The following is an 11,046-nucleotide window of genomic DNA, read 5'->3' on the forward strand; positions in this document are numbered from 1 at the left end:
ATCGTGGCTTACTTCGCTTCGTCGAGACTGTGTTTAAGGGCGCCTATCAGGCTTTTTCGTGCGGCCAGCGCGGGGAAGGCCACCAGCAACGAGCCATGCCGCAAACCCTCGGGGATTCTGCGAAAGCGGTCGTCATACCAATGCTCGTTGAACAGCGCCGCGTACTGCGCGCGCAAGTCTTGGAGCAGTGCCTCGGCCTGGTCGCGGGGCAGTTTTGCGGTGATGGCGATGTCGATTTCCATGGTCCACCTCGGATTGCGGGCAAAGCTCACCCAAACCCATTGGAAATGGGGAGGGCGGGGTTAGTCGGGAGTTACTGAGTTACGAGACGCAGTCGGCGGTTTTCCGGTGCGTTGATGATGCGTTGATAGATCAGGCTGACCGGGACAGCCCAGGTCATGCCGCTGGCAGGGTCGGTGATGACGGCCACCATGCTGGAGCTGGCGTCGACGTCGAGCTGGTGGCGGTCATTGTTGGATTTCAGTTCGCCGTAGGCACGGCTGATCAGCTTTTCGGCCATGTGTAATGGCACCTCCAGGCTGCCGACTAGGTGCTGCACTGCGCGGCAGAACAGCAACTGGTCGTTGCCGAGGTGCTCGCCTTGGTGACGTTGTAGGAAGGACAGACCGGCGGCCTGCATCGCTGCCTGATATTCCTGGTAGTCGGTATGAGTAACGGTATTCATCACGCACGCTCCATTTCCATTTGGTCCAGCAGATCGGGTTGATCATTGGCGGTTTTCATTGCCTGGCGACGAATGACCACGTCCGCAATCGGCAGCTTCACCGCCGGGTTGGGCATGCCGCTGGGGCTCAATTCGTGGGTCATCTGAAATTCGGCGCGTCCAGCCCAGCCGCAGGCTTCATTGGTGCATTGCAGGTAGGTGATGCGCAGGAAGATGTGCTGGCCTTCGCTGGTACGAATGCGCATGCGGCCATGGCAGTGGGGGCAGACCAGCTTGTAGGTACTCACAAGGTGGCTCCCTGGCTGTACAACTGAATCGTCGCAAATACCTCGGCGTAACGGGCCGACATGTAGGTAATCAGGGCGGCGATGATTGCGTCGGCTTCACGCTTTTCAATAACACCGTCGTCCAGAGCTGCAGACATGATCTGATCGACCTTGCCCCGCTTGGCCGAGGCCTTGAGTGAGCGGCTGTACAACTCCACGTTGTCCAGGGTTTCCGGGAGGCTCAGCGGTACGAACATGCCGCCGTACAAGGAGGCGATGTAATCGGCCAGGAAGGTGGTGCCGGCGACTTGCTCCAGACGATGGATGTGTTCGTCGGCGAGCGGGCGGCTACCAGCGTTCTCGTAGGCTTGGTTGTCGAACTTCTTCAGCGGCATGCCGAGGTCTGCCGAGGCGTATTCCCGACCGCCTGGGTAGGCGCCGATGACGGCCATGACGACGCTTTTTCTGCTGTCTAGAACTGGGCGTTTCATCTTCTGGTTTCCCCTTGGAGCCAGAGGCCCTAGTTTGTGATCTGGCCGTCTTTGATCCCGAGCAATACAGCTGCTCGATGCGCTTCACCTCGACGGCCTTTTTTCCGGCCGTTCAGCAAGTCGCTGACCAAATTTTTGTTCAAGCCATGTTGGCGGCTAAATTCGGCAATGCTTTTACCCTCGCGATCAAGAAGCGCGCGGGCTTGCTCGGGGGTCTGTAGGGCATGCATAGTGTTCGTCCGTGTTTAATCGTGTTCGACGAGAAGGATTCTTGGGCAGATTTCTGTTCAAGTCAACTTATATTGATCAAAAAAATGCTCATTTCTTCAGGGGTCGGTGAACGCCTGCGGGAAGAACGCGAGCGGTTGGGTAAAAACCAGACCGACTTTGGCGTCACCGCTGGGGTAAGCCGTGGGACTCAAAAGGCCTATGAACTTGGGTCCAGCTCCCCCGACGTGCGCTACCTTTCTGGGCTGCAAGAGCTTGGGGTTGACGTGCATTACGTGTTGACCGGCGCTCGCGTCGATATCGATCTCAACAACCTCAGCGAGATTGAATCAGCCGTGTTGGGGAACCTGCGGCAGATGTCCGAGGACGACCGTAATGTGCTGTTGCGAACGGCGGCGGCATTTGCGAGTGCTGCGAGCCTGGCAGGCAACAAACCGCAAAAGTAGCGAATTGCACCCGGAAAGATGGATTTGAAACGCCGACCATGAAGGTCGGTTTTTTGTGTGAAAAAGAAAGGAGCTGTACGGATGGCGTTGAAACCCTGTAAATCCTGTAAGCACAACGTGGATGCCACCGCAAAAGTCTGTCCCAACTGCGGCGCTAAAAATCCCGGCCTGAGCACGGGCCAGAAGGTATTCAGGCTAGTGACATTGTTGGTCCTAGTCGTTGTTGCTGTTTCGATGTGTTCGATAGCGAGTAAAGACAACCCAGCTGAAATGACTGCGAAACAAGATGCTTCAACTGCTGCTTTGCCCACTGCCTACGTAATCACTAAAGATGACTTCCGCGAAGGCCGGCCTCGTAAAGTTGAAGTCCTGCTCCCTAAGCGCTTAAACAACGCTGACCTCGCGAAAGTGGCTGAAGCCGTTCGTGCCGATACTAAGTTCAAGGCTGACAGAACCTTCATAGGATTCCGCGTCGAGGGGCAATCCGATAGGGCCTTCTGGGCAAATGCCACGTTTGATCCCGACTATAAAGCCTCGCTTATAGGTTTGAGCCTACAGGATTACCAGACCCTGAAAGCGCTTGATCTGAAGGCCTACCCCAACAGGATTGGGAGCTGGTTACGGGATGGTGCGCCGGGATACGTGATGGTGTTGTTCAAACAGGGTGACAAGTACCTGATCGACTCCGTTTTTCCTAGTGGCGGGAAGAACACAGCAACGTATGTTGGCAAGCAGCTCCCGGACGGCGGTCTGCGTCTCGATGACCCGGAGACTGATTTCAACGAACATTATGTGGTTGATGCCAAAGGCAACTTGCAAGGCTGGGGTGAGAACGGCGTGTACATGACGCTACCCCCGTTTAAGCCAGCTCAGTGACGTAACAAAACACATAATTTATTTGCCCAGTGTCCGATGACACAGCAAAACGTGTTGGAAATTAGCTGTTCCCCGGGAAACTTTAACGGCGCCGTGTGGGCGCCGAGTCCCCGTTGCGTGTGAAAGGAGTATTCGCATGATGGAGAACAGCGGTGTATCAGTGAGCAAAGTGCAGATCGTAGATGCGAGCTGCCTTAGCGATCAGGAGGTGATGTTGCTGGCAATGTTCCGATTGATCAGCCACCAGCGCCAGAAAGATTTGCTGAGGTTGTTGGAGGTCTTCACTCAGGCAACAGATTAAACGCTAGCAGGCCCCGGACATGCTCCGGGGTTTATACCTGCTGGTCAGCTTGAACTCTCTTCCACTCCCGATCCACGGCCCGCTTGGCGGTTTTTTCTGTTGCATACAGCCAGTGCAGTCGCCTCGGCCTGCTCTGATCTCCTGCCGTAATTGTTTTTTCCTTCCCGGTTTTCTCATCGCGATAATGAGCAATGATCCCCGTGTAGTTGCCTTTATTCTCTTCCGCCATGTCCTCGACGTTGTCTTCTGGCAGTTTGCTTTCCAACTCCAAACTCACGGTGTAGCCACCGTCAGCGGTGAGGCTGTGCTGCACGTTCCCGCCATACCAAATGATTTCGTCAATCTCCGCCTTCACGCCCTGGAGCGTATAGGTCAACTCTGGGATCAGGTCCGGCCGGCCCATTGCCAGGCTGTAGCTGAGCGTGGCGCTGCCGCGTTGCAGGCGCCGAAACTCCGCACGAGCTGCACGCAGCGCTGACTGCTGATCGCTGTACGTATGGCGCAGGTCCTTGAGGTTGTCGCCGCCGCCAGCAATGGCTTCCTGTTTTTTGGCGCTGTTCACATCGTAGTAATAGGCCCGCACACCGTCGTAACTGTCGCGTTCGGCTTGCAGGTACCGGTGCTGGTCGCCGTCTGCGCGAGTGAGGGTGATGTGCGGCAGATCCAGCCCGCTGGCAGTCTTACCGCCGCCCGCCGGCAGGCACAGCAGGCACCCGGCTTTAACGCTGGCCACCGCATCGAACTCTTCGCCCAGGCGGCTGATCAGGTTGGCGTCGGATTCGTTGGCCTGGTCGAGCTGCAGGATCGGCAGGCCGTCCAGTGCGCCAGCGATGGTGGCTGTGAGACCGTTGCCAATGGCGATATCGGCCAGCACTTCGCCGAGAGTGGTGTTGCTCCAGCTGCGCTCGCGTTTGGTTTTGAGGCCCTTTCGCAGGTCTGCTGATCGCGCGCGGATGCTGAGTACGTCCGGCGCGCCGCTGTGTTCGGTTTCGTCGACGGTGTAGGTGCCTTTGTCCACCAGGCCCGTGTCGCTCCAGCCCAGCCACAAACGCAGCACGGCGCCCTTGGGTGGAATCGACAGCAGCCCGTCGTGGTCGCTGAGGGTGATAGTGAGCTGATCGGCCTCGACGCCACGGTTGTCGGTCAGCTCCAGGCTCATCAGCCGCGGGCTTATCTTCTGAGCGATATCGTTGCCGTCTACCATCAGGCGGAACGCCGGCACGGGGTAAGCGGCGTCCCGAACGAAACGCTCCGCTGTGTCCCTGAGGAAACCGGTGACCTTGGACAGCGCGGCGTCAATCACAGCAGCCCCCTCAGAATGCTGAGGCCAGTACTGGTCGCGGCACCGAGCAGATCGATACGGTCGTTATCGGTGCGCTTTAAAGTCAGCGTGAACTCAATGCGCCGTGGCGTGCCGTCGCGGAAAAACAGCGTCTTGGTCTCGCTCAAGCTTTCGATGACCCACAAGCCATAAATTCGACCTGTGCCCTCGACCATCGGCCAAGCCTTACCGGTGTTCGCCATCAGGCGCAGGGCGTCCAGACTCAGAGTACTGCCGGCCAGCTCCGGCAGTAGGATGCCGGGCAGGGTGATGGTGTCCTCACCGCGCCCGACAAATTGCAGCGCAGGCGCCGCGCCGACACGGCTGTTGCTGGCATGGCGCCAATTCGTTTGGCGCTGCAGCTCCTGGTAAGCGAGGGTCGATAGGCTGAATACGAACATGCCGAGGCTGAGCATCATGGTGATTAATCCCGGTCCGATAATTTGCTGCGCTGACGGGCGCGCTTCTCGTTTTCAATCTTGCTCAGCATCGCGCGCAGGCTTTTTTCCATGGCTTGTACGTCCATGCCCGGCGCTGCTTGGATTGTGATTTGGTAGGTGTCGTGGCTGTCGTACACCGCTGGTGCGCCCGCGCTGCTGATGGGGGGACGATCATCGACTGCCAGCGCAGGCATGGCGGTCGCACTGAGAGCCAGCGTACCGGCGGCTGTGAGTTGTTTGCCCATGCTCGACAACGCGTTGAGCGGGCCTTTTTGTCCACCCTCCAGGCCCTTTGTCAGCCCTTCCATGGTAAAGCCACCCAGCTCAGCGAACACCCGCGATGGGCTGTGGATGCCGAGCTTTTCCTTGAACCAGCCGATGCTGGAATCGCCGATGGATCCGATGGCACCTTTCACGGCACCGAGGCCGGCGGTCAGGCCGTTGACCAGGCCGTTGACGATCATCCCACCGAACTCGGCGAATTTCCCCGGCAGCTCCACGCCGAAGTAATTCATCACGCCGGCGAACGCCTGGTAGAACATGCCAAGCGGGCTGAAATTCATGATCAACTGCAGGATGCCCGCAAGCCCCTGGTCAAAGCTGGCTTTGATGCTGGTCCATAGGTTGACCGCGCCGGTGGTGATTGAGCTGATGCTCTGCAACAAAGTCATGATCATGTTGCCGATAGCGGCGCCGAAGCGCTGGCCCATCGACTGCGCGGCGCCGCCCACGTCTTCGACCGGTTGCAACAAGTCGCTGAACCAACCGATTACGCCGCTGATGCCTGAAGAGATCATGTTGAACAGCGGACGTACGATACTGCCGAGCAGCCGCAGTGCAGAGCCCACGACCGGAATGGAGTAGGCCGCTTTCGCCAAGCTGGCCAGCAACTCGCCGAACTTGCTGAAACCGGAAAGCACCGGCTGCAGGGCTTCTGTGAGTCCCTGCCAGAAGCCGAGGAAGAAGCCCTTAATCGGCTCCCAGTATTTGTAAATCAGCAATGCAGCAGCAACCAGGCCTGCGACAGCGGCGATCAGCCACCCGACCGGGGTAGCCAGTATGGCCGCGCCTACCGTGCTGATTGCGCCGCTGAGCATTGGCAACACGCTGACCGCCGCTAGCCGTGCGGAACTGATCAACGTCGGGATGACGCTCACCATGCCGCCGGCGGCCCGGCTGGCCGTGACGGTTTTCCAGATCCTTCCCATCCGGCCGACTTCTACACCGGCGCCTGCGGCCGCGATGCGGGTGCCGATCAATTGAGCCTTGATACTGCCCAGGCGTATGCCGAACATCGCCATCCCATAACGCAGCACCGCGAAAGGGCCGAGCATGCTTGCCATGGTCAATGCCAATGTGCCGAAGACCACGGCTGCAACGGCTACAGCCGCCACGACTTTGACCAGGCCCCCGGCCAACTTAGGATTTTCCCTGGCCCAGGCACCAACACCGTTGGCAAGTTCGCCCAGTGTGTTGATCAGCTCCTTTAGCTCGGGAGCGACTGCCGCGCCGAACTCGGCCATGGCGTTGGTGAAGCTGCCCTCGGCCGCTTCCATGACGTTGGTCAGTGTGCCGAGCTGCTCGTTGACGCGGGTGCGCAGGTCGGCCTGGCTCTGCAGCTTCTGTTGCACCTCCTGATACCCAGCAAGCCCCTTGTTCATCATCGTGTTCAAGGTGGTCAGGGTTTCGGCATCGTCACCGAACAGCTTGGAGATTACGGCGGTCCGGTCGGTGTCATTCAGAACCTTGAGCTTTTCCACCTGCGCGTACAGGTTCTCCAGCCCCGCGAAGTTGCCGTCGTCGTTGGTGAACTTCAGCGAGATACCCTTGTTGGCACCCGCTGCGATTTTGTTGGCTTTGTCGACCTTGTCCTTGTCCAGTCCTGCCTGGAAGATCTTGCGGAAGGCGTTGCCGGCGGAACCACCCTCCATGCCGGCCTGGTCCATCATAATCAGCAGCGGTGCCAGTTCCTTGGCTGCATCGATTCCTGATTTTTTAATGACGTCCATCACCGGCGCGATTTTGCTGAAGCCCTGCAGCATGTTGCCGGGGTCCACACCCGCGTAAAAGCCACGCTGGATGGTGTCCATCAGCCCCATCATGTCTTTCTCGGTGGTACGGGTGGCGTCTTGCATCTTGGCAGCGAACTCGGCCGCTTCGGTGGCTTCCATCTTGAGTTGGACGCCGAGGTAGGCGGCTGCCTCACCGGTGCCACCCAGGATGCTCTGCGCGCTAAGCCCCTGGCGCCGGAGCATGGTCATCATGTTCTGAAAGTCGGCCGTGGTGCCTGGCAGCCGGTCGCCAAGCTTGGTGGCCAGGTCCGTGATTCTCTGGAAGTCCTCCGACACTTTGCCGGTGTCGCCCATCATCGACACCTTGAGCTGCGTGGCCGAGTCCTCGTTCGGGGCGAAGGCTTTGATTGCCGACACCACGGGGCGGCTGGCGGCGTAGCCCGCACCGAGGCTACCGGCGCCAGTTGCAGCAACGCTGCCGGCCAGGGCCTGGGTTCTGTCGTAGGTGGCCCGCGCCTTTGCCAGGCTGTCCTGCTTGCGCTTCAGCGCGTCCAGGTGCTCCATCTGCAATTTCATGGCCTGGGTGGCTGTGTCGATATCCCGTTTGAGCTTCAACTCGTGGGCGCCCAGGGCACTGGTGTTGATGCCGGCTTCCTTAAGCTGCGCGCCGAGGTTGGCAAGTTTTACTTGTTGCTGGCCGTACTGCTCACCCAAGCGTTTCGATTCGGCGGTGTGCTGTTTCAGCAGTGCGAGCTGGTCCTTGAACGGTGTTTCCAGCCGGCGGATCTCGTCGCGCAGGCCTGCATGTCCTGCGCGACTTGTGCGCAACTGTGCGTTATTGAGGGTGAAGCGGTCGGCCAGGGTTTTTTCTTTGGCGGCGAGCTGATCCAACTGGGACTTACGCTCCCGCTGTGCCGCTGTGAGGCGGGTGTATTCGTCCCGCTGCTCGCGGGTCAGGGCATTACCCTTCTGCATTACCGCATTGAGCGCGGCGATCCTACTGCCGGACTGCCGGTGTTCGTCGCTCAACAAGCCCAGGGCATTGCGTGTCCCGGTGAGTTCGCGCTTGAGGTCGACCTGGCTGACTTTGAGCGCGTCGACCTTCTGACGGGACTTCTCGAAAAGCGCTTGGGTCGGTGCGAGCTGCTGGCGAACCTTGGCGGTTTCGCGGGCGAGTTCGCCCACCTTGGCGTTGTTGGCCGCGAGCGCCTCAGACGTCGCGCGCGTGGCGGCTTGCTGCTCGCGCCAGGCGCTCACGTCGCGTTGCTGGGTGTTGAGTTCTTTGAGGCGGTCACGAGCGGCTTTGAGGGCGCGTGCGGTTTCCTTGCTCCCGCCCGTGATTTTCGTCAGCGGACCTGTGGCCTTGTCGATGGCGCTGAGCAGCACCTGAAGTCTCAGATCATTCGCCATCGGTGGAGCTCCGCACCCTGGCGCGCTCGCGCCAGTCCATCAGGTCTTGCAGGCCCAGCTGATTCATGTCAGCCGGTGCCCAGTGAAAAACCACGGCCAGATCGGCCATGGCGTCTTCTACGCGACGAGGGATGCATCCGTCTTCGCCGACTTCTGCAACAAAAAACCAGAGACCTTGCTGCTCAAGGCCAGCAGGTCGGCCGGGTCCATGCCGGCAACCTCGATGGCGGTGATGCTCGGCGAGCTGATGCGCGGCAGAACCTTGATCAGGCTGCCTACGTCCATCTGCAGCAGCTCCACCAGGCTTACGCCGCGTAACTCACCTGAGTTCGGTTTGCGCAGGGTGATGCTGTCGATGCTGGTGGTACCGCGACGGATTGGCGTGTCGAGGATGACGGTGTTGTCGTCGGCCAGCTGCTGCACATCGGGCTGTTCGATGGTTTCGTTCTTCATTGGGTTTGCTCCTGGTGATTGAAGTGTGGGGCTTGATCGAGTGGGCGGGTCAGATGCCCATGGCGGTGCGATGCTTCTCCAGCATGTCCACGCCGTTGACCTTCTCGACGAAGTTGAGCAGGTCGATTTCGATGATTTCTTCACCGTCCACGGTCAGCTTGTAGTAGCTGCAGGTGGTGGTCATGGAATGTTCGGTGTCCTCACCGGGCTGGGCGTCGCCCATTTCGATGGTTTCGTGGCGACCACGCACGACCACCTCCACGTTGCTGACTTCGCCGGTATCGTCCTGCTGATAAGGGCCGGAGAAGCGCAGGGCCACGCTGGAGGCATTGACGGCGCCGAATTGACGCAGTGAGATCAGATCCAGACCGCCAGTCTTCCATTCGAACTGGATACCGTCGTCCGAGAAGCCGAGGTCGGCCTTGACCGGGCCGTTCATCCCGCCGCCGCGATAGGCTTCCATCTTGCGGCCCAGGGCGGGCAGGGTGACGGTTTTCGCCACGCCGAGGTAACTGTTGCCGTCATTGAACAGGTTGAGGTTTTTGAGCTTGCGTGGCATTGCCATGGCGGTGTTCTCCGGGATACGGGGTCAGGGTGGACTCCTCTTGCGGGGAGGCCCGGTTTAGCTGTTGATGCCCTTGGCGAAGTCGATCAGATAACGGTCGGTGATTCGCTGGCGGAAGGTGAGGTCTTCCAGGGGCGGCACGGGGGTGTAGTCGTAATCCACCCAGAGCTTGCCGGCCTTGAGGGTGTCTTTGGTGTTGATGTCGTCCGGGTACCAGCAGCTGCCGCCGATCAGGTAGCCCTGCGATTTCATCTCGCGCATCTTGGCGTTCACGCCTTCGACCAGGTCGCGGACCAGTGAGGCGTGCATCGGGCGGTCAATCGCCCACATGTGCGCCTCGGCCATGGTGTCGGCGAGGATCTGCGCGGTGCGGGTGTAGTTTTCGAAGGCGAACAGCGGATCGTCGCTGCAGGTGCGGCTACCCCAGAAGCGGAAGCCGTTGGCGTTGATCAGCGTGGTCACTTCGTTGCTGTTGAGGTAGTTGGCGTCGGTGGCTGGGTTCTGCAGATCCCAGAACACGTCGGCGCTGATACCGGTCACACCGCTTACAGCCACGTTGGAGAGCGTTTTGTGCCAGCCCGTTTCCTGATCGATCTTGGCACGCAATCCCAGGGCACGCGCAACGGCCGAAGCCGTGGTGGTCTTGTTGGCGACGGTGTCCCAGTTCAGGAAGTCCGGCCAAATCACCATCATTTCGCGCGCGCCGAAGTTTTCGCGGTACGCCACGACCTCTTCCTTGGTCTTGCAGTTCCAGGCGCTGACGTACGCAAAGGCGCGCAGGTCTTTGGCGATTGCGCCGAGGGCGGTGGCCACCGGCAAACTGTCCAGGCCCGGCACGCCGAGGATGCGCGGCGNNGGGCGCTGGTGGTGGCCGCAGCATCGGCGCCTTCTTTGACGCGCACCACGATGACGTAGGGCTTTGTCTGATCGGCGATGCCCTGCAGGCTCGCCGCGAGCGTCCCCTTGATGCCGGCTTTGCCGACGGCGCTTTGCACGTTGGTGAGCAGGACGGGCGTATCCAAAGGGAAAACGAATGGGTCCGCATCTTCAGCCGTGCAAACCATGCCGATAACTGCGGTGGGAATAGTGCGAATGGGGCGGGTGCCGTCGTTGAGTTCGATGACCCGCACGCCGTGGAGATAATCGGCCATGGGTTGGTGCCTGCGCTGTGATGGAATGACAGTGCAGAGGTTGCCGCGCGCGCGCCTGCTGGGCGAGCGCGGGGGGTTGTAGAAGGGCGTATTACAGGGCGAGAGAGTAAGTTATCTCGCGACGTGGTCTTCAGGCCACGGATATCGCGTTTGGATTTCGTTGAAGCGAGCAATACCAGCGTCCCTTACTGTTTCCCAACCTTCCTCTCCCATAACCTGCATGCGATTGGCTTCGGCGAAGTAACGGTCGGATCCCACAACGGGCTCAGCATACGCAGCAAGCCGCAGGCGCTCGACGTCTTCACGGGTCTGGGGGGGGGCGGGCAACAACTGCTTAGTCATCCTCCCGTCAGCACCAATCGCCCAGATGCCGACGTTCTCGCGTATGAGCCTTAGCCATA

The 11,046-nt window shown here is 59.8% G+C and carries 15 protein-coding genes and 1 pseudogene; 3 read left to right on the forward strand and 13 right to left on the reverse strand.

The window, feature by feature from the left end; all coding sequences use genetic code 11:
- Positions 1 to 8 precede the first annotated feature (8 nt).
- The 5 genes from YA0848_RS06330 to YA0848_RS06350 form a co-directional block, all read right to left on the reverse strand.
- Positions 9 to 242 carry a hypothetical protein gene (locus YA0848_RS06330; RefSeq protein WP_040269179.1) on the reverse strand — a complete coding sequence of 78 codons (234 nt, stop codon included), beginning with the start codon at positions 240 to 242 and terminating at the stop codon, positions 9 to 11.
- A 71-nt stretch (positions 243 to 313) separates the two neighbouring features.
- A complete protein-coding gene (locus tag YA0848_RS06335; RefSeq protein WP_040269178.1) occupies positions 314 to 685 on the reverse strand; it encodes a hypothetical protein in 372 nt (123 codons plus the stop codon).
- Entirely contained in the window at positions 685 to 972 is a 288-nt protein-coding gene (locus YA0848_RS06340; protein WP_198712372.1) for an ogr/Delta-like zinc finger family protein, read from the reverse strand. The genes YA0848_RS06335 and YA0848_RS06340 overlap by 1 nt, the downstream gene beginning before the upstream one ends.
- Positions 969 to 1,442, reverse strand: coding sequence for a YmfL family putative regulatory protein (locus YA0848_RS06345; protein ID WP_198712371.1), 474 nt, complete (start codon positions 1,440 to 1,442; stop codon positions 969 to 971). The genes YA0848_RS06340 and YA0848_RS06345 overlap by 4 nt, the downstream gene beginning before the upstream one ends.
- A 29-nt stretch (positions 1,443 to 1,471) precedes the next feature.
- On the reverse strand, positions 1,472 to 1,672 hold the full coding sequence (locus YA0848_RS06350) for a DNA-binding protein (RefSeq protein WP_082036869.1): 201 nt from the start codon (positions 1,670 to 1,672) through the stop codon (positions 1,472 to 1,474).
- A gap of 21 nt (positions 1,673 to 1,693) precedes the next feature.
- Here YA0848_RS06350 and YA0848_RS06355 point away from each other — a divergent pair, with 21 nt between their 5' ends.
- From YA0848_RS06355 to YA0848_RS06365, 3 genes are all read left to right on the forward strand, one after another.
- Positions 1,694 to 2,116 (forward strand): XRE family transcriptional regulator, encoded by a 423-nt coding sequence (locus YA0848_RS06355; protein WP_416146527.1) that lies wholly within the window; start codon positions 1,694 to 1,696, stop codon positions 2,114 to 2,116.
- Positions 2,117 to 2,197: 81 nt separating this feature from the next.
- Complete coding sequence (locus YA0848_RS06360; RefSeq protein ID WP_198712370.1) at positions 2,198 to 2,992, forward strand: zinc ribbon domain-containing protein; 795 nt, start codon at positions 2,198 to 2,200, stop codon at positions 2,990 to 2,992.
- 136 nt (positions 2,993 to 3,128) lie between these two features.
- A complete protein-coding gene (locus YA0848_RS06365) occupies positions 3,129 to 3,293 on the forward strand; it encodes a hypothetical protein (RefSeq protein ID WP_198712369.1) in 165 nt (54 codons plus the stop codon).
- A gap of 31 nt (positions 3,294 to 3,324) precedes the next feature.
- On the opposite strand, the gene YA0848_RS06370 is transcribed toward YA0848_RS06365, so the two are convergent.
- From YA0848_RS06370 to YA0848_RS35905, 8 genes and pseudogenes are all read right to left on the reverse strand, one after another.
- Positions 3,325 to 4,596 carry a phage late control D family protein gene (locus tag YA0848_RS06370; RefSeq protein ID WP_198712368.1) on the reverse strand — a complete coding sequence of 424 codons (1,272 nt, stop codon included), beginning with the start codon at positions 4,594 to 4,596 and terminating at the stop codon, positions 3,325 to 3,327.
- On the reverse strand, positions 4,593 to 5,033 hold the full coding sequence (locus tag YA0848_RS06375) for a phage tail protein (RefSeq protein ID WP_198712367.1): 441 nt from the start codon (positions 5,031 to 5,033) through the stop codon (positions 4,593 to 4,595). The genes YA0848_RS06370 and YA0848_RS06375 overlap by 4 nt, the downstream gene beginning before the upstream one ends.
- A 5-nt stretch (positions 5,034 to 5,038) precedes the next feature.
- Entirely contained in the window at positions 5,039 to 8,476 is a 3,438-nt protein-coding gene (locus YA0848_RS06380; RefSeq protein WP_198712366.1) for a phage tail tape measure protein, read from the reverse strand.
- The gene (locus YA0848_RS06385; protein ID WP_198712365.1) at positions 8,466 to 8,585 is read right to left on the reverse strand and encodes a GpE family phage tail protein; all 120 of its coding nucleotides are present in this window, start codon (positions 8,583 to 8,585) and stop codon (positions 8,466 to 8,468) included. The genes YA0848_RS06380 and YA0848_RS06385 overlap by 11 nt, the downstream gene beginning before the upstream one ends.
- An 8-nt stretch (positions 8,586 to 8,593) precedes the next feature.
- A complete protein-coding gene (locus YA0848_RS06390) occupies positions 8,594 to 8,929 on the reverse strand; it encodes a phage tail assembly protein (RefSeq protein WP_198712364.1) in 336 nt (111 codons plus the stop codon).
- A gap of 49 nt (positions 8,930 to 8,978) precedes the next feature.
- Positions 8,979 to 9,494 carry a phage major tail tube protein gene (locus tag YA0848_RS06395; protein ID WP_040269167.1) on the reverse strand — a complete coding sequence of 172 codons (516 nt, stop codon included), beginning with the start codon at positions 9,492 to 9,494 and terminating at the stop codon, positions 8,979 to 8,981.
- A 57-nt stretch (positions 9,495 to 9,551) separates the two neighbouring features.
- Positions 9,552 to 10,645, reverse strand: a pseudogene (locus YA0848_RS06400) (phage tail sheath protein).
- A gap of 111 nt (positions 10,646 to 10,756) precedes the next feature.
- Positions 10,757 to 11,046: hypothetical protein (locus YA0848_RS35905; protein ID WP_232925049.1), on the reverse strand; the 290-nt coding region annotated here is incomplete at its 5' end.

It is taken from the genome of Pseudomonas sp. S4_EA_1b (genome assembly GCF_016307435.1).
GTDB lineage: Bacteria > Pseudomonadota > Gammaproteobacteria > Pseudomonadales > Pseudomonadaceae > Aquipseudomonas > Aquipseudomonas rhodesiae.